16 protein-coding genes and 2 pseudogenes are annotated in these 17,417 nt (G+C 48.2%); 10 read left to right on the top strand and 8 right to left on the bottom strand.

Translation table 11 applies throughout. The annotated features are described in order from the left end of the window. Positions 1-13: 13 nt before the first annotated feature. The 6 genes and pseudogenes from AC0L73_RS02510 to AC0L73_RS02485 all read left to right on the top strand — a co-directional run. Positions 14-589 carry a TRAP transporter large permease subunit gene (locus AC0L73_RS02510; RefSeq protein WP_473654777.1) on the top strand — a complete coding sequence of 192 codons (576 nt, stop codon included), beginning with the start codon at positions 14-16 and terminating at the stop codon, positions 587-589. Positions 590-647: 58 nt separating this feature from the next. Next, positions 648-1,733: a LacI family DNA-binding transcriptional regulator gene (locus AC0L73_RS02505; RefSeq protein ID WP_473654776.1), complete on the top strand. Its 1,086-nt coding sequence runs from the start codon at positions 648-650 to the stop codon at positions 1,731-1,733. Positions 1,734-1,802: 69 nt separating this feature from the next. Continuing rightward, on the top strand, positions 1,803-3,137 hold the full coding sequence (locus tag AC0L73_RS02500) for an aminotransferase class III-fold pyridoxal phosphate-dependent enzyme (RefSeq protein ID WP_473654775.1): 1,335 nt from the start codon (positions 1,803-1,805) through the stop codon (positions 3,135-3,137). 95 nt (positions 3,138-3,232) lie between these two features. Then, positions 3,233-3,907, top strand: a pseudogene (locus tag AC0L73_RS02495) (IS6 family transposase); the annotation flags it as partial. A 149-nt stretch (positions 3,908-4,056) separates the two neighbouring features. Further along, positions 4,057-4,938: a sulfurtransferase gene (locus tag AC0L73_RS02490; RefSeq protein WP_473654774.1), complete on the top strand. Its 882-nt coding sequence runs from the start codon at positions 4,057-4,059 to the stop codon at positions 4,936-4,938. Positions 4,939-5,115: 177 nt separating this feature from the next. Further along, positions 5,116-5,393 (top strand): annotated as a pseudogene (locus AC0L73_RS02485) (DDE-type integrase/transposase/recombinase); the annotation flags it as partial. A gap of 62 nt (positions 5,394-5,455) precedes the next feature. Here AC0L73_RS02485 and AC0L73_RS02480 read toward each other — a convergent pair. From AC0L73_RS02480 to AC0L73_RS02450, 7 genes are all read right to left on the bottom strand, one after another. Further along, the gene (locus AC0L73_RS02480) at positions 5,456-6,481 is read right to left on the bottom strand and encodes a LacI family DNA-binding transcriptional regulator (protein WP_227952417.1); all 1,026 of its coding nucleotides are present in this window, start codon (positions 6,479-6,481) and stop codon (positions 5,456-5,458) included. A 134-nt stretch (positions 6,482-6,615) separates the two neighbouring features. Further along, positions 6,616-7,554, bottom strand: a complete 939-nt coding sequence (locus tag AC0L73_RS02475; protein WP_227952416.1) for a 2-hydroxyacid dehydrogenase — start codon at positions 7,552-7,554, stop codon at positions 6,616-6,618. Between the two features lie 3 nt (positions 7,555-7,557). After that, entirely contained in the window at positions 7,558-8,871 is a 1,314-nt protein-coding gene (gene eno / locus AC0L73_RS02470; protein WP_473654773.1) for a phosphopyruvate hydratase, read from the bottom strand. Further along, a complete protein-coding gene (locus AC0L73_RS02465; protein WP_473654772.1) occupies positions 8,864-9,856 on the bottom strand; it encodes a phosphotransferase in 993 nt (330 codons plus the stop codon). The genes eno and AC0L73_RS02465 overlap by 8 nt, the downstream gene beginning before the upstream one ends. 21 nt (positions 9,857-9,877) lie before the next feature. Beyond that, positions 9,878-11,221, bottom strand: a complete 1,344-nt coding sequence (locus AC0L73_RS02460) for a TRAP transporter large permease (RefSeq protein ID WP_227952413.1) — start codon at positions 11,219-11,221, stop codon at positions 9,878-9,880. Positions 11,222-11,257: 36 nt separating this feature from the next. Next, positions 11,258-11,815 (bottom strand): TRAP transporter small permease, encoded by a 558-nt coding sequence (locus AC0L73_RS02455; protein ID WP_227952412.1) that lies wholly within the window; start codon positions 11,813-11,815, stop codon positions 11,258-11,260. Then, positions 11,815-12,930: a C4-dicarboxylate TRAP transporter substrate-binding protein gene (locus AC0L73_RS02450; protein ID WP_227952411.1), complete on the bottom strand. Its 1,116-nt coding sequence runs from the start codon at positions 12,928-12,930 to the stop codon at positions 11,815-11,817. The genes AC0L73_RS02455 and AC0L73_RS02450 overlap by 1 nt, the downstream gene beginning before the upstream one ends. Before the next feature lie 188 nt (positions 12,931-13,118). Between AC0L73_RS02450 and AC0L73_RS02445 the strand changes: the two genes are divergently transcribed. From AC0L73_RS02445 to AC0L73_RS02430, 4 genes are all read left to right on the top strand, one after another. Next, complete coding sequence (locus tag AC0L73_RS02445) at positions 13,119-14,042, top strand: fumarylacetoacetate hydrolase family protein (protein ID WP_473654771.1); 924 nt, start codon at positions 13,119-13,121, stop codon at positions 14,040-14,042. A 26-nt stretch (positions 14,043-14,068) separates the two neighbouring features. Beyond that, complete coding sequence (locus tag AC0L73_RS02440) at positions 14,069-14,209, top strand: hypothetical protein (protein ID WP_473654770.1); 141 nt, start codon at positions 14,069-14,071, stop codon at positions 14,207-14,209. A gap of 26 nt (positions 14,210-14,235) precedes the next feature. After that, the gene (locus tag AC0L73_RS02435; protein WP_473654769.1) at positions 14,236-14,886 is read left to right on the top strand and encodes a polysaccharide deacetylase family protein; all 651 of its coding nucleotides are present in this window, start codon (positions 14,236-14,238) and stop codon (positions 14,884-14,886) included. Positions 14,887-15,013: 127 nt separating this feature from the next. Further along, positions 15,014-16,567, top strand: a complete 1,554-nt coding sequence (locus tag AC0L73_RS02430) for an acyl-CoA synthetase (RefSeq protein ID WP_473654768.1) — start codon at positions 15,014-15,016, stop codon at positions 16,565-16,567. A 144-nt stretch (positions 16,568-16,711) separates the two neighbouring features. Here AC0L73_RS02430 and AC0L73_RS02425 read toward each other — a convergent pair whose 3' ends face one another. Further along, the gene (locus AC0L73_RS02425; RefSeq protein ID WP_227952407.1) at positions 16,712-17,326 is read right to left on the bottom strand and encodes a TetR/AcrR family transcriptional regulator; all 615 of its coding nucleotides are present in this window, start codon (positions 17,324-17,326) and stop codon (positions 16,712-16,714) included. Between the last annotated feature and the right edge of the window lie 91 nt (positions 17,327-17,417).

The following is a 17,417-nucleotide window of genomic DNA, read 5'->3' as shown; positions in this document are numbered from 1 at the left end:
GTCTGACAGCACCTTGGCGACGCCGACTGAAGCATCAGTGATTGCTGTCGTTTATGCTTTGATAGTTGGTGTGTTTGTCTATAAAACAATCCGATTTTCTGACATTCCAAAGCTCGTATTGACGGCAGCAATAGCATCAATATCCGTTCTAATGCTATTGGCTACAGCACAGCTGTTTTCCTGGGTTTTGACTATCAGTCAGGTCCCGCAGTTAATATATGGAGTCTTTGCAGCGCTCAATCAGTTTGAGTTCTTATTATCTACAATGGTGCTGCTGTTGATTGTAGGGATGTTCCTTGAGCCTGCACCGGCAATTCTGATTGTCGGCCCGGTCTTGGCCCCAATTGCTTACTCACTTGGAATAGACCCGACTCATTTTGCAATTATCTTTATCGTGAATGTAACTATAGGCATGTTGACGCCGCCAGTTGGCAGCCTATTGTTTGTGACGAGCGTTGTATCCCGGATTGAATTATTGACACTTGCGCGTTCTATCGCCCCAATCTTTCTGGTCCATATTTTTGTATTGGCTATCTTAGCCATCTATCCAGATATAGTAACGTGGTTGCCTAACTATCTTGCTCGTTAATGTTGAATATGTTGGTGGGTCAAGGAAGTGTTTACTCAGAAGAATTAAAGATTTTGACATGAAAAGTGAAAGATTTAAGCGGCCTACAGTAGCTGACGTTGCTCGAATGGCAAATGTCTCGCCAATGACTGTCTCCAATGTGATAAACGGACGGAAAAATATAGTACGCGAAGAAACACGAAAACGAGTACTAGAGGCTGTAATGAGGCTGGATTACCGTCCCAATTTGCGTGGCCGCGCATTGCGCCTTTCGCAAAGCTGGTTAATTGGCCTAGTTATTATCTTTGAAAATGATTCTGACTTTCTTGCGTCGCCTTGGACTAGTCGATTGGTTTCGGCTATGGCAAGTGACGTAAATAGAAAGAGTTACAGTCTTTTGCTTCACAATTGTCGAGAGAATGAACTTAGTGAAGCCGACCTACGCCGCTTTGCTGATACCGATGCGCTGTGTTTGATGGTTTCGGGAGAAAATGCAAAACGAAATGCAATAATAAACCGATTTTTGACACTGCAGCGGCCGATATTAGCGCTTCAGGAACCAAATGATCCACCATCCGAAAAAGATGTTGCTTACTTGCGCCAGGACGATTTTGGCGGGGGCTACCTACTGGCTAATCATCTCTATGAACAGTCGGCGCGCAAGGTAGCCTTCTTAAAACCAGCAGAACCGTGGCCTGCAATGGATGAGCGTATTCGAGGAATTCGAGATTTTCAAGCATCACACCCAGAAATGACGCTCGATATTATTCAAATTGATACGGGAACGTATGACGACGTTCACGCATGCGTTAAATCATATATCAATCACAATGGATTGCCTGACGCGGTTATGGCCGCCAACGAGCAATTGGCATTCTCTGTATCTGCGGTTTTGAAGAATATGGAGTTTTCAGTACCTGATGACGTGATGCTAACAGCCTTCAACGCCTTTGATCTTTGGAAATACTCAGATAATCGAATAACTACTGTTGAAGTCCCTGCGCGAGACATGGGCACGAAAGCTGGCGAGTATTTGTTGCATAGGATAGCTGAAGGCAGGTTTCCGGATAAGACGACTGTTTTTCCAACACGTTTATTGGTTGGCGACTCCACACGGGGAATTGATAGCCAGAGAACACATGACATAACTATACAGCAGAAGTGAAGTGAACACTGACGCAGTTTAGTTGTTATTCTTCACATTTGAAGGAATAGAGAATAGGTCCCAGAAATCATGAATGAAATACAACAATCCAGACAAGAGTGGGTCCATAGTCATCGTTCGGGGAAAGAAATATCTATTCTGGAACGCGACCGATTAATTTCAATTTTGGGGAATAATAACGATCCAAGTGTGATGGTCATTGAACGTGAAGACGGTATCCATGTTGAGAATGCTTCCGGTCAAAAATTCATGGATCTGTATGGAAATAATTGTCATCACATTGGTTATCGACACCCTGATTTGTTGGCCGCTTTAATTGAGCAAATGGGAAAAGCGACATTTTCTGGTCGTGGCTTTACAAACCTAACGTCGGTTAAATTGGGGGAAACATTAGCGCGTCTTTGGGGAAATAAATCCGCGAGAATTGCAACAGCACCAAGTGGATCGGATGCGATTGAAATTGCTGTCACCATTGCCAAGGCCGCGACCCAACGATACAAGACGATTTCATTCTATGATGCCTACCATGGACGTAGTTTTGGTGCACTGAGCCTCGGTGGTCGCTCAAGCGATAAAACTATGCTTGGTCCAATGGTTCCGGGCGCAATTCATGTGCCGCCATTTCATCGTCACGGTGATGAGGGGCTGGGCTTTGGTCATGAGCCATATGCGCTTCATTCGCTTGAATCAATTCGAACGGCTTTCAAATATGAGCCAGACATTGCTGCTGTTGTTGTCGAGCCTATACGTAACGGGGCATATGTACCTCCGGATTGGTACTGGCCGGAAGTCCGAAGCCTTTGCGATCAGTATGGTGCACTCCTGGTATTTGACGAAATACCAACGGGTCTTGGTAAAACAGGGGCTTTATTTAATCACACTCACTTCGATGTCCGCCCGGACATAACAGTCGTGGGAAAAGCTTTGGGTGGCGCTGTGCTGCCTGTCGCAGCTGTGATGGTCGGACCCAGTGTATCGATACCGAAAGCGCCAAATTTGGGGTATTTTACACATGAAAAAAATCTGCTGAGCGCACGAGCAGCCCTTACGGTTCTAGAGATTATTCAAAATTACGATTTGATATCCCGCACGATTAACCTTGGTTCATGGGCAAAAATGCGGTTGCAGGATTTGGCGTCGCGTTGCCCATCTGTAAGGGAAATTCGTTGTGTCGGTCTGATGGCGGCGATAGATTTTGGCCCAGAGGATGGCGACCGGGAATTCGCCGCAAATTTTGCACAGCTAGTCTATCGAGAAACAATTGACAGTGGCGTTATTCCTATTTTGCCAAGCGGATCATCAATGACTTTGTCAGTTCCACTCGTTATTTCACAAGAAGAATTAGCTAAAGCAATAGATGTTGTTGAAACATCAATTCAAACCGTTGAAGCACGAATTTCGTAGTGAATTCGGCTTTGACAGAAGAAAATAACTAGTCGGATTTCTGTGATTTCTACTCTTCAGGAATAAAAATCAACAACCCCTCCTGATGTAACAAAACATCGCCTGAAATTATCCGCTTCGCTGTGGCGTTGTATGTCAGATTTCCGTTGTCCCTTCGCAACGTTGAAGATTTACTTCATGAACGGGGCATCGATATTTGCCATGAGACGGTGCGCTATTGGTGGAATAAATTTGGCCCAATGTTCGCAAATGAAATCCGTAAGAAACGGATCCGTCCGTCTCAAAGTTATTTCAACTGGCGATGGCACCTGGACGAAGTATTTGTCAAAATCAATGGCGAAACTCATTATCTGTGGCGGGCCGTTGACCACGAGGGCGAAGTGCTGGAATCCTTTGTTACCAAACGCCGCGATCGCAAGGCAGCAATGGTTTTCCTTAAGAAAATAATGAAACGGTATGGGAAGCCTCATGTCATTGTCTCAGACAGATTACGTTCGTATCGTGCTGCAATGAACTTGATTGGAAATGAAAAGAGTCAGGAAACTGGGCGCTGGTTGAACAATCGCTGTGAAAACTCCCACCTGCCATTTCGACGAAGAGAGCGGGCAATGTTGCAATTCAGGCGGCTGAGTAGTCTGCAAAAATTCGTCTCAATCCATGCTTCAATCTACAATCACTTCAACCATGAACGCCACCTAACCAGCCGAGAAACATTCAAGGTTCAAAGAAATGTTGCGCTGGCCGAGTGGCAGCAACTTAGTGCGGCATAGTAGGGGCACCTTATCGCCATTTTACGCCAAACAGAGACGTGGTCGCATTCGGCTGACAGCACCCTGACAGTACCTGACAACGCCCTTGCGAATGACTGCACAATCGACCACTATGTGCGACAAATATAACTAGAAAAGGTCTCGATCCAATGAACGAAACACTGTCACAATATTCTGAAGCACTGGTAACGTGTGATTGGCTCGAGGCCCATTTGAACGACCTAGATCTGGTTGTATTCGATTGTACGACTTATCTCGTTCCAAATGACGGCCCAAGCCGGCCTTACGATATCCAAAGCGGCAAAGCAGATTACGACGCAGGTCATATTCCTGGCGCCGGATATTTCGATCTACAGAAAGATTTTTCTGTGGCCGACAGTCCTTACCGCTTTACGCTACCGCCGGCCCAGGAGACTGCTGCTGCTTTTGCACGGCACGGTGTGAGCGATGGCAAGAGAGTTGTTCTCTACAGCCGTAAAAACCTGCAATGGGCGACGCGATTTTGGTGGATGCTGCGGTGGCTGGGGTTCGACAATGTGGCAATTCTGGATGGCGGCTATGATAAGTGGGTTGCGGATGGACGCATAACCTCAACCAGCCAGTGTAAGTACCAGGCTGACCAGTTATCCATCAATTTGAGACCTGAGTTATTCGTCGGCAAAGATGTCGTTCAGAGCGCGATCGGTGCGGGGGAGGTCTGCACGATTAACGCTTTGGCAGCAGATCTGCACAGCGGCGAGAATCCGCGCTATGGTCGTCCCGGCCGCGTTCCCGGCAGCGTTAATGTCCCCGCGACAACATTGTTCAACCCCGAGACAATAGAGTTGCTGCCGATCGACACGGTCGCTCAGGCATTCGCTGGTATCGGAGCCGACCCAACCAAGCGTATCATCGTCTATTGTGGTGGAGGGATTGCGGCAACTCTAGATGCCTTCCTGTTACACGAACTCGGCTATTGTGATATTGCTGTTTACGACAATTCTATGAGCGAGTGGGCAAACGACGTTTCATTGCCAGTCGAAACTGACTGATCGGCAGGGGCTGTCAGAAGAAGGTAGTTGTCTCCCAATCCGGCGCTTCTTACTCTCAGGCATCGTCAGAGGATAATGGCTTGTCGTTCTATTTGTCATTTTCTACTCTCCTTGAACGAGGATTTTTAATCCCTTCCGTTATTCAAGGCATCGCCTGATATTATCCGTCTTGCGTTGATGATGTAGGTCCGGATTCCGCTTTCGCTTCGTATTGTCGAAGATTTACCTTATGAGCGCGGCATAGATATTTGCCAAGAGACTTTGCGCTATTGGCGAAATAAATTTGGCCGATGTTCGCGAGTGAGATACGAAAGAAGCGAATCCAACCATCTCACAATTATTCAAATTGAAAATGGTATCTCGATGAGGTCTTCGTAAAGATCAATGGTGAAGCACGCTATCTCTGGCGGGCAGTCGACCAAGAGGACGAAGTGCTGGAAGTCTTTGCTTCTAAAATTTGGAGCGGCATAGTAGAGGCAATTTCTGTCGTATTGCGCCATACAGAGATCAGTTCGCATTAATGGGATAACGGAGCTGTACTGCCGCGAACGACTAGCGTGGCAGTAGCGACAGAGGAGTGCTGTTGGTTAGTTGGCCTTTCGGACGCAATATGATGAAGGAACCACAATCCACAGGTTGTTGCCAAATCTTCAATCGGCATACGCAAGGTTGTCAATCCAGACCCCCACCATTTGAATTCAGGAGCGTCGCCGAACCCGACAACGGAAAGATCTTCCGGGACGGAAATTTTCATTTGGTGCAAAATCTCCAATATGGCCTGGGTGACGCGAATAGTTCCTGTGATCAATGCTGTTGGCGGATTGGGACGGTTTAGCAGTTCAGTAACTGCGTTAGCACCAAATTGCGCAGATGAAGGCGGGCCAAAAATTTCGATGGCTTCGTCGGGCTCAATACCGCTTTCCGCGAAAGCGCGGCGAAAGCCGGCCCTGCGGGCGTTACCGGTTGATAATTCAAGGGACCCGCCGACATAGGCAATTCGGCGGTGACCGAGATTGAGAAGATGCTTTGTGCCTTCGCATAAACTCTCTTCATCATTGATACCGAACCATGCTGAATTATAAGTATCTACGCGGCGTAGCAGTTGGACATGGGGAAAATTATTCAGTAGATCGCGGGTTTCCCGCTTTGGCTGTGCTGTTGGCACAATAACGATCCCTGCAGCTCTGGCACTGATGAGCTCCGTGACATGGCGTGCTTCTGTTTCAGGATCATTCGCAATTGAGAGCGCCAACTGATAGCCGTTGGCACTGCAGCAGTCTGACAAGGCTTCGGCAATTGTCGCATAGAAATAGTTGCGGATATCAGGCAGCATTAGTCCAATGAGATTGCTTTTTGCGCCGCGCATTTGCCGGGCAGGGAGGTTGCCAACATATCCTAGACGACTGGCGACTTCCTTGACCCGCGATATTGTCTTGGCACTAATGCGCGGATCATCCGCCAAAGCGCGGCCGACTGTTGAAACAGATACGTCAGCTAGTTCTGCTACATCTCGTGCGGTCACCATTTTATAGGATTGCGTCATGTTCCCCACAATATATTATCAAGAGGACCTCCGTCAGGTCCCCTATTTCTAGCCTTCCAATGCAGGCATCTATCAAAAAATGGCCTGAGACAGTATAGCGGATTTAATTTCATTCTCCTGATCACGGTTTTCTGTCACGGCACTTTATGCAAGACGGGCTGATTATGGGCAACACGCCGGCAGTTTTCTTCAATTATCTCAAGGCTTCGATCAATTGTCTGTGGCGTGAGCCAGGCAATATGCGGTGTCATCACGACATTCGGACAGCTTGCCAGAACGTTCCCGGCTTTTAAGGGTTCTTGTTCGAAGACATCTAGCCCGGCTCCAGCGAGCCGTCCAGACAATAGCGCATCTGTCAGCGCAATTTCATCAATAAGATCGCCCCTCGCTGTGTTGATCAAGATGGCGCCGGGTTTCATTTTCTTGATTGCGGCACGATTAAGTAAATGTCGTGTTTCAGGGGTTGAAGGTATATGAAGCGAAAGTATATCGCTACTTTGCAGTAACTGTTCAAACGAAACTGAAGTGGCAATCGCGTCAGGACGTTTAGTGCGGCTCCAATATTGTACTTTGGCGTCAAGCGCGGAAAGTTGGAATGCAAGCCGTTCAGCAACGGCTCCGTAACCGATGAGCCCGACAGTACTTCCATTAATTTCGCCAAGGGCTTCCATCTGATTTGGTAAAAGTTGCCAACCTTTGCCACCTCGTGTCGCGTTGTCAAATTCAGCGATACGACGAAGCGTTGCAAGCATCAGTGCAAGTGTGTGTTCCGCGACGGCGGCAGTGTTCGTGCCTGGCATATTGGCAACGGTCACGCCAGCCTTTCGTGCGGCGTCAAGATCAATCGTGTTGACGCCAACGCCAATTTTTTGAATGAGTTTTAATTTGGGGGCCATTGCAATCATTGCGGCTGTTACCGGCTTTAAGACATGAAGGAATACTTCCGTATCGCTGATCTCTCGAGCGAAACTTTCCTCATCAGTCTCATTAACAATGGCAATATCCAGCCCTTTAACCGTTGAAAAGCGATCTCGCAGGCGGTCACTGGCAGAGAATTGAAGCAGAGCCTTCACGCATCAACCTCCCATTTTAATTTTTGCAGAGTTTTCCGCAAAAACAAGTCCGTCTCTACCGGCGAAACGGGCCTTGGAGCCCAGCGCTTCTTCAATTCTCAAGCATTCGTTCCACTTGGCCATACGTTCAGATCTTGCGAAGGAACCGACTTTGAGCTGTCCTGCATCCCATCCTGTTGCAAGATGTGCGATAATGACATCTTCAGACTCTCCAGATCGCGCGGATACGATTGTTCCGAGACCTGTCGATTTCCCGGCCTCAAGGGCTTTGTGTGTTTCTGTAATTGTTCCGGCTTGATTTGGCTTGATCAAAACCGCCGTTAGCGCATTATCAGCGGCAGCTTTTGTAACGCGCTTTGCATTTGTCACCAGGAAGTCGTCTCCGATAACCTGACATTCGGCACCGAACATTCGGGTAAAAGTTTTGAAACCCTCTGTATCGTTTTCAGCCAGTGGATCTTCAACTGAAAGGATGGGGTAGGTCTTCAGCCATTTTCCAAGTATCTCGATCCACTCGTCGGTATCATATCGTTTGTTGCCAAGGGCGAGCGTATAAAATCCGTCTTCCTCAAATTCGGACGCAGCAACATCCAGTGAAAGTCCGATATCAACTCCGGGTTTGAAGCCAGCTCTTTCAATCGAGATTACCAGACTATCGAGGACTTCTTCATTCGATCGGAAAGCGGGCCAGTAACCGCCTTCATCTGCGACACCTTGCAAACACCCTCTTTCTTTCATAAGCAGGCCAGCCGTTCGATATACCTCTGCCGTCCAATCAAGCGCTTCTGAAAAAGATGTGGCACCGGGACACATGATCATGAAGTCCTGTATATCGACCCGCTGCGCAGCGTGGGCACCACCGCCGAATATTTGAATTTCGGGGAGGGGCATCCGAATGTCATCATCTTGCGCCAGATATTGCCATAGTGGCACTTTGTCTGCTGCAGCGCGCGCCTGTAGCACCGCCATGGATGTTGCGACAATCGCATTTCCGCCCAGCCGGTTTCGGTTTGGGGTGCCATCAAGCGTTATCATCGCTTGATCGACTTCTTCCTGATTGTCGGCGTCCAGCCCGATTAACCGGGCGCTTATCTCGTCATTCACTGCTGAAACAGCGCGCCGGACGTCAAGTCCACCAAAGGTCGGCCCGCCGTCTCTCAAATCGACGGCCTCTCCACTGCCCATGGACGCGCCTGCGGGTGCAATTGCCCTTCCAGTTGCGCCACAGCCCAAACCGATATCGACCTCCACCGTCGGCCTTCCTCGCGAATCCCAGATCCGGCGGCCAAAAACAGATTTTATTGTCGTATCAGTCATTAAGCAGGCTCCTTGCCCATGCGTTTTTGAATTCTGAGAGTTGTTTCGGTGGCGTTTGGATAAAAGGTATTGCGGTTCTCCTGACCTGTTCCTTGTCCCCTTCAGCAGTTACGTATTCGACAGGTGATTTTCCGTCGATACGAGCCAGAAATAACGCAGGTAAAAGCCGTGCCGTACGGGACTCAAGGTCGTTTGCGGACTCCCATTTGACTTGGGCGAAATAGGCGGCCTGCAGTGCATCAAAGGAGGCGAGAAGGTCCTCTCTTCTGGACGGTATATAAACACATTTTAACAGCATGTGATTGAGGCAGAACGCGAGGTCAAACGCGGGCTCCCCGTACCAGGCACATTCCGCGTCCAGAAAAATGGGGCCGTCAGGATCCATCAGGATGTTTTTTGGACTCACATCACCATGGACAAGTGCGCATTCAGCGCCGAGCGTGTCGTCGGCGAGCTGTTGTAAGGTTTCTGCGAGGGATGGATGTATTTTAGCCGTCGCCTTTATGTATGGCTCGACTCGGAGTGCATCAAACGTCTCCGGGACCATAAAATTTCTGGCGACCCTTGCAGAATTCGCCGTGGCTTGGTGGATTTCACCGAGAGATTTACCGACTTTCGCGGCGAAAGCGATATCAACCTCACCCGCCATCAATTGGCTTTTCCATGTCGGATGATCCAGAAACTCCATCGCAAACAGTGCCGCGTCGGGTTCACTATAGAGTACTTTCGGGACAACCTGCGGATTGATTTCAGCTGCTTCCTTGATCCAGTTCACTTCATTTACATTACGCGAAAGAGGGGCCTCCCAATGCTGTGAAACGCGTAGTTCGGGCAGGGCGCGTTTAAGCACGAATGTTCGTTCACTCGCATCAATTCTCCATATGTCGGATGAAATGCCGCCAGTAAGTCTTTCCGTCTGAATATTGGAAAGATCTGGTGTCAGATTACTTCGTTCCAGAAATTCCCTGGTGTTTTGGTCAAGCATAGTTGGCTCCATAAGCCCTCTTTAAAACATTGATTTTGGAAGGAAAAGAGATATCTGCGGGAAGATAATTATTAAATAGAGAACGACTAAGTCTGCTAAAATAAATATCGCAGCTCCTTTGAATATTTGATTCAATTCGACCTGATCTCCAACAACCGATTTTATGACAAATACATTTATTCCGACAGGGGGTGTTACTAATCCGACTTCGATTAGTTTTACAATCACAATTCCGAACCAGATCAGATCATATCCAAGTGTCTCGATAATCGGAACCGCGAGGGGAAGCGTCAGCAAAAGGATACCGATCGCATCAAGAAATGTTCCCAACACCAAGTACAACGCACAAATCATGAGTAGCACGAGTGCCGGAGGAAAATTCTGATCATTCGTCCATGTGACCAGATCGCTCGCGATATTGGTGATACCGACGAACGAGACCATCAGCTTTGCACCAATAGCAAGCACAAAAATAACAGCGCATTGATAGGCGGTTTCTCTCAGCGCTTCATAGAATCCTTCCAGACTCAGCCGTTTTAGTATGAAACCAATAATAATCGCTATTGCCGCGGCAACGGCGGCTGACTCAGTCGCCGTTAGAAAACCGCTGTAAATTCCACCGATCACAACAACCGCAATCAGCGTAATGGGCCAAACATTGATAACGGCCTTTAATTGCTCGCTTTTTGTGCTGGTAATATGGTTCTCAGGCGCGGCGGTTGGTCTTGCTTTGACCCAAATGAAAATAGTCACAACATAGGCTAATACACTGAGTAAGCCCGGAAGAATTCCCGCCAGAAAAAGCATCCCGATCGATTGTTCTGTGAATACGCCATAAAGGACAAGGACGAGGGAAGGGGGAATAAGTGAGCCCAGCGTGCCACCCGCGGCAACGGAAGCGGTTGCAAGGGACTTGCTGTATCCGAATTTAAGCATCTCCGGAACAGCGATCCGACCCATGGCCGAAGCACAGGCCATACTTGATCCGGAAATGGAAGAGAAGCCGGCGCAGCCTATGACAGACGCGATGGCCAGACCGCCTGGAAGACGGGGAAGTAAAATACGTATTGCATAGAAGAGGTCCGTTGTGAAACGGGCGCGATGCGCAACGTGCCCTAGTACAATGAACAAGGGCACCATCGTAAATGTATAGGTTTTAATGAATGAAAACGGATCGGTCCCAAGGAAAGCCTGCACAGGGCGCATGGCGCGTGCGGGATTGAACGCTCGGCCATCCGGCCAGGCAAAAATGAGGAACATGCCCACGATGGCAACTGTGCATAATGCAAATGCAATTGGCACACGCAGAAAAAGCAGGATCAATAGCCCTACCAAAACAGCAATTGCAAGGGTAGTCGGGTCCATTTGTTATTATACCTTTCTTGGGACGGGTCTTCTCGGTTACGAGAGAGGTTCGGCGTGCGACGGTGTGGAGGGGGCTGCCTTCAATCCGAGGTCTTCAGCGAGGTTCAGCAATAGCCTTATGCAGAACAGGGCCAAGGCGATGACGAAAACCAGTTTTGCAGGCCACACAGGCAGCGCGAGCTCTCCTTCGTAATACTGGCCGCTATTTAGATCCTTAAGGACTCCAATCCAGACGCACCACAAAATGGCGGAAAAAATCAGTAGAGCGAGGAAATGCGCAAATGCGCTCAGAGGTCGGAAGAACTCTTTTGGCAGCCAGGATGTGAAAACCTCAACCTCAATATGGCCACGCCGCGCAGTCGCATAGGCGAAAGGAAGGGCGACAATAATTGGCATAAGGTTTTCCGCCAGAACAACATCGTCCGGAATAGGCAGATTGAAAAAGGTTCTGCCGATAACGGAAATACAGATAAGTGCAAGCAACGTGACAATAGTCAGCATTGAAAACTTTAGAAAGGCGCGTTCAATGCTGCTAACGATGCGTTCGACAGGGCTATTCCCTGCCGAACGATCGTCAAGTTTAAACCGGACCATTAGTCCTTGCCTTTCGTGGCATCCCAAGGATAGCCATTTTTATCAAAATCAGCCTGATACTTGTCAATCAGGGCTCTATACTCTTTCGCCACTTCTTGAGCCGGAAGGCCTTTTTCTCCAACGGACTTGATCCATTCATCAGCAAGTTCAGCACCATATTCCTTAATCTGATCAAGCATTCCTTCTGGCGGTGCAGCATAGATCACCCGAAATTCATCGCTATCACCGGACAGTTTGGTTTTTGCAGCGCCGACACGCGCCAGATGATCCGAGACGACGCGGGCATTCAAGTCATCTGCAACCCCGCGGATCAGGCTTTTTCTCTCGTCACTCAGTTCATCCCACAAATCCTTGTTCATGATGATGCCGTAGGCCATGACCAGCCCGAAATCCAGCTCGACAACATGCTTAGCTACTTCGTATTGGCGAAATCCCTCAATAGCCAGGTGATATATCTGGTTACAGTCTACCAAGCCTGTGGACAAAGCTTGATAGACCTCTGTCTGTGGCATGGCGATTGTTGTTGCGCCCATACGCTTTAATACATCGGTGTAAGGCCCACCTGTCCGAATTTTAAGATCTTTCAGCTGATTCAGGGAGGTAAGGGGTTCTTTGCAGATCAGTTGAACTGCGCCAGCGTTAAAGTTTCCAATGTATGTCAGGTTATTTCCGGCAAACTGTTTTTTAACGGGCTCACTTGTAGTGGCAAGTTCATAGATAGCCTGCTGGGCAACCCAAAGGTTTGAAGGGCCAACCAATTGGTTGCCGACTTCATACAAGTCCAGCACGCCGGGTGTATAAGATGATACGATCGTGCCCATATCGGCCAGTCCGGCGCCGACAACCCGGGGGACATCCGCCGGCGCACCGAGTGATCCTCCCCAATGAATATCCAAGAGCAGATCGCCCTTTGAGCGCGTTTCGATTTGATTTTTAAACCAGTTGATATTGTCACCCATGCCGCCTCGGTTGGCGCCGAAATGGGCGTAACGAATTGTTAGAGGTTCGGCGACAGCACTGATGGGTTGAGAGACCAGAGCAGTTGTGGCCGCGACGATGCCGGCAAATAGGCAAATAGCCCGCTTTGATGCCTGCTGCAGAATTTTCATTTTCATTTCATTTACTCCCTTGGTTTATTTTTCTGCTGATTTTGTGCAATTGATAGCACTGTGTTTTGAAATGTGTCAATCGGAATAATAAGCCTATAGTTGGGAATTAGTTCACTATTTAATTGACATCAATAGATGCTAATTGCATATAAATGCAAACGAAAGCATAATAAGAATATATGGGAGAATATAGAATGACTGCGTCAGCGCGCTACGCCCTTTGCACAATCGAGACGGGCTCCAAAGCAACTCCAGCAATAGCGATGGGCCAAAAATACTGGATATTGAAGGATGTGGCACCACAGATGGATATCGGGGCGGCGGGCTTGGCATCGTTGTTCGATGATTGGCAGAAAAACGAGAATATTCTGTCTTCTCTGGCGGTGGAGCTGTCAAAAGGGACACATGGGTCTGGTAATGATATCAGTAGTGCATCGTTTCTAACGCCTTTGCAATTCCCCTCCAAGATTATCTGTGCTGGCACCAATTATATTGATCATATTGAGGCTGTTGGATATTCAAGTTTCAGCAAGGACGAAAATATCCCGGCGATGTTTATGAAGCCCCCGACGACGGCGCTTGTCGGGCCTGGGAAAACAGTAAGATGCCCAACAGGGTCATCACAGTTTGACTGGGAAATTGAACTAGGGGTTATAATCGGAAAGAAAATTCCAGCGGGAACGCAGCTCAATAAAAACCTCGATGTGGTGGCTGGTTATATGACGACGTTAGATATGTCGGCACGCGATTTTCAGCGCAACCCCAAGCATTTTGCTAAGTCGGACTTGTTTTTGGGCAAGGCTTTCGATTCCAGTTGTCCGGCGGGCCCGTATTTTGTTCCGGCAAAATTTATTGATGATCCCCAAAACCTCACAATGAAGCTATGGCGGAATGGGGAGATAGAGCAGGATTCAAATACTTCCAAGATGATATGGTCGGTTTTTGAATTGTTGGAGAGGATTGCCTTGAACATCACGCTTGAACCGGGTGATCTTATTCTAACCGGGACACCTGCGGGGACAGGTATTGAAAGTGTCGTCTATGCCAATGTGGGAGATTTGATCGAAGCAGAAATTGAAAATCTCGGGCGTCTTAAGGTCGAAATATACCAATCATAATGGGAAGTTTTCCGAGGGAGGAATTAATGTCCAATAATATAAACGGCTGGGGCCCGGAAGGCCATCGCGCCGCGCTGAGTATCACTTTTGATAATCTTGGAGCCGTTGCCGAAGAAGAAATAGGGCTTCCTATTATGAAGGGAAAAATGGGGAGCACGCCTCAATAGAAGTCCTGCCAGATTTATTAGGGGTATTGGATGGGTCGAAGATTACCTATTTTATTGAAGGTTGGAATTGTCAGGCTCATCCAGATCAGATATTGGCTGTTCGCGATGCGGGGCACGAAATAGCGGCGCATGGCTGGCGGCACGAGAATTGGGCAAATACAGCTGTTGCTAAACGGAAAAGTGCGTTGAAGAAGGCGGTCGATGCCTTTGCTGAGATCGACGTTGCTGTAACAGGATTTCGTCCACCTGGAGGCGCGATAGATCTGCAGGAATTGCGGGCTGAATGTCTTGAGTTGGGCCTCAACTATGCGTCTCCATTGGGGGATGTTGGGGATGATAGTATCGACGGTGATTTTGTATCTCTTCCGTTTGCATGGAAGCATGTTGATGCCTATATGCTAAATCCGGATTTAGGAGCCCTGCGTCAAAAGTTTGGTGATCCAGAAAAACCCGTTTCGTTAGATCAATGGGGAGATGTGATTGATGAAATGGTGGAAAAGGTAAAATCAGAAAGAAGTCATGCGACCATAATATTTCATCCATTTATGTTGGGAAAAGAAAAAAAGGCCTTCGACATATTTGAGCGTTTGGTGAAATCGGTGAGGGAGGATGATGACATCTGGGCACCAACATGTTCTGAATTGGTGACTTGGCTGGAAAATAGAAAAGAGGCGTGACACTCCTTATTGGACATTGCGTCGATCAAGTTCGACTAGTTGCGACCGCTGGCATGGTGCCGGCGGTTTCGCGTGAGTGTTACTACTTCTGATAGCCGGAATTCATAATATATTGAGGTAGAGAGACATGAGCAGTTCCAAAAGCTTGCCTTTGTCGGGTGGGGTTGCTGTCAACGACAGGTTTATGCCTTTCTCTGATTTGGAGGCAAATGCCAGGCGAGTCGCAGACGGCCTCCTGAAGCTTGGGGTTGGTTCGGGAGATTCAGTTGCTCTGCTTTTGAGAAATGACATACCGTTTCTTGAGGTCAGTTATGGCGCCATGATGATTGGCGCCTACGTTGTTCCGATCAACTGGCATTTTAAGGCGGATGAAGTGCTTTATGTCATTTTGGACTGTGGAGCCAAAGTGGTGATCGGCCATGGGGATTTACTGTCGGCGTTGGACGAAGACTTTCCGGCTGGTGTGACTGTGATCGAAATTGTTACCCCCTCCGATATTGTGGCCAGAGGTGCATCTCGTGCCTCTCGACGGGCGAGAGATTCTTCCATTTTGGAATATTATGCGTGGATTGAGGGTCAGGAGCTTTATGCAGGTCCGACAAACCCACCGCCGCAGAGCATGATCTATACGTCGGGTACGACGGGCCGACCCAAAGGTGTGCGCCGGGAAATGCCGACGCAGGAGCAATTGGATGTGGTCGCGCAGATGCGGACAGATGTCTATGGCCTCCTTCCGGGCGTTCGCTCTGTGCTAGCGGGCCCGCTCTATCACGCTGCACCTAACTCATTTGGCACCCGCTCCGGACAAATAGCCGATCTGTTCGTTCTGATGCCGTATTTCGATCCAATAAATTTTATGCAGATTGTCGATGAACAAAAAATCGATACAACATTCATGGTGCCGACCATGTTTATCCGTCTCTTGCGGGTACCTGAAGAGGTGAGGGCGCGCTATGATCTTTCATCGCTGAAATTTGTTGTTCACGCAGGTTCACCCTGTCCTGCTGAGATCAAAAAGGCAATGATTGATTGGCTTGGTCCAGTTGTTTATGAGTATTATGGCAGCACGGAGTCGGGCGCGGTAACCTTTATTAACAGTGCGGACGCCCTGCAAAAGCCAGGCTCTGTTGGCCGGGCATATCGTAACTCAATCGTCAAAATACTAGATGGCGATGGTAATGATCTGCCCGTCGGAGAAATTGGGCAGATTTATGTGCGGCTCCCGAATTATCCGGATTTTGAATATCATGGAGCACCGGAGAAGCGAAAAGAAGTTGCGTGTGGAGAGTTGATCACCTGCGGAGATATGGGGTATCTGGACAAAGATGGATATTTATTCATCTGTGACCGTAAGAGCGACATGGTGATTTCAGGTGGTGTTAATATATATCCAGCCGAGATTGAAGCCGTATTGATTCAGCTTCCCGGTATCAAGGATTGCGCAGTTTTTGGTATTCCCGATCCGGAATTTGGCGAGACTCTAATCGCCTTTGTAGAATTGTTGGAGGAGGGGGCGATGGATATCAATACTCTCCGATCTGACCTTGCTAAGCGGCTTGCCGATTATAAAATTCCAAAGCATTTTGAAATCCGTAAGAATTTACCGCGTGAGGATAGCGGAAAGATTTTCAAAAAACGTCTTCGGGAGCCTTACTGGATTGATGCGGGCCGGCGGATATAAACAGTAAGGGCACAGTCAGAAGAAAATAATGAAGCGATATGGAAACCTGCATGAAATAGTGACGGACAGATTACGTTCATATCGTACCGCAATGACAATAAATGGAAATGAGGCATTGCTAGAAACTGGTTGTAAAGGTCAGATTCATGGCATGGCTTCAATATATTGAATTAGTTTCGTACGGAACGATGGCTTCGCATCTGCGGCGAGTGTTAAGAAGACACCGGTCAAAGCCTGCCGCCGTAGTGTCTTCAGGTCGATATATCCATTTACCCAATCTTGACGGGCGAGGCGGTAGCAGGAATAAATCTGTTGCGATAATTTTTCCGGAGCAACCTTTCCGTAAAGAAGGCCGGCATCCTTCGCCTTTCTGCAAGCACTGTCCGTGAGTTGGAGTGATCGTTTATAGAGGCCTGACGCAGAACTCTGCTCAAACAAACCGATACGATCGCCAGCAATATAGGCAGCTTTATAATATTGTTCGTTCGACGAAAAAAGTTCAAGACGGGCATCAATCTGTGCCTCAAACACTTTTTCTATATCCTCTTCCCTAATTTGATTGTGAACGATCTCTAGCCTCTTCAGGGGCTCTTCAATGATAAGCGTGAGAATGTCTTTCTTCCCCCCAATCAAATTGTAGATCGTAGGTACCGTTATGCCCGCCCTTTCGGCAAGGTCGCGGAGCCTAAGGGCATCAAATCCCTCGTTGGCGATCACATTTCTTGCATGGGAAAGAATAAGGGCGCGGCGTTTCGCCATATTCACCGAACGGGTCGATTCTGCTGTCGATACAATGTTTTCTGACATCCATGATTTCTACGAAATAATCTCTCTTGACGCAATATTTGTA

The organism is Sneathiella sp. D3-11, assembly GCF_055809395.1.
This window is presented reverse-complemented; position numbering and strand designations above follow the sequence as displayed.

What these genes read in the sequence shown, in the direction of transcription:
- eno (WP_473654773.1), bottom strand. Translation starts at nt 8,871, where the DNA reads ATGACTGATACGACAATAAAATCTGTTTTTGGCCGCCGGATCTGGGAT.
- AC0L73_RS02425 (WP_227952407.1), bottom strand. Translation starts at nt 17,326, where the DNA reads ATGGCGAAACGCCGCGCCCTTATTCTTTCCCATGCAAGAAATGTGATC.
- AC0L73_RS02460 (WP_227952413.1), bottom strand. Translation starts at nt 11,221, where the DNA reads ATGGACCCGACTACCCTTGCAATTGCTGTTTTGGTAGGGCTATTGATC.
- AC0L73_RS02445 (WP_473654771.1), top strand. Translation starts at nt 13,119, where the DNA reads ATGACTGCGTCAGCGCGCTACGCCCTTTGCACAATCGAGACGGGCTCC.
- AC0L73_RS02455 (WP_227952412.1), bottom strand. Translation starts at nt 11,815, where the DNA reads ATGGTCCGGTTTAAACTTGACGATCGTTCGGCAGGGAATAGCCCTGTC.
- AC0L73_RS02490 (WP_473654774.1), top strand. Translation starts at nt 4,057, where the DNA reads ATGAACGAAACACTGTCACAATATTCTGAAGCACTGGTAACGTGTGAT.
- AC0L73_RS02465 (WP_473654772.1), bottom strand. Translation starts at nt 9,856, where the DNA reads ATGCTTGACCAAAACACCAGGGAATTTCTGGAACGAAGTAATCTGACA.
- AC0L73_RS02430 (WP_473654768.1), top strand. Translation starts at nt 15,014, where the DNA reads ATGAGCAGTTCCAAAAGCTTGCCTTTGTCGGGTGGGGTTGCTGTCAAC.
- AC0L73_RS02480 (WP_227952417.1), bottom strand. Translation starts at nt 6,481, where the DNA reads ATGACGCAATCCTATAAAATGGTGACCGCACGAGATGTAGCAGAACTA.
- AC0L73_RS02450 (WP_227952411.1), bottom strand. Translation starts at nt 12,930, where the DNA reads ATGAAAATGAAAATTCTGCAGCAGGCATCAAAGCGGGCTATTTGCCTA.
- AC0L73_RS02505 (WP_473654776.1), top strand. Translation starts at nt 648, where the DNA reads ATGAAAAGTGAAAGATTTAAGCGGCCTACAGTAGCTGACGTTGCTCGA.
- AC0L73_RS02500 (WP_473654775.1), top strand. Translation starts at nt 1,803, where the DNA reads ATGAATGAAATACAACAATCCAGACAAGAGTGGGTCCATAGTCATCGT.
- AC0L73_RS02440 (WP_473654770.1), top strand. Translation starts at nt 14,069, where the DNA reads ATGTCCAATAATATAAACGGCTGGGGCCCGGAAGGCCATCGCGCCGCG.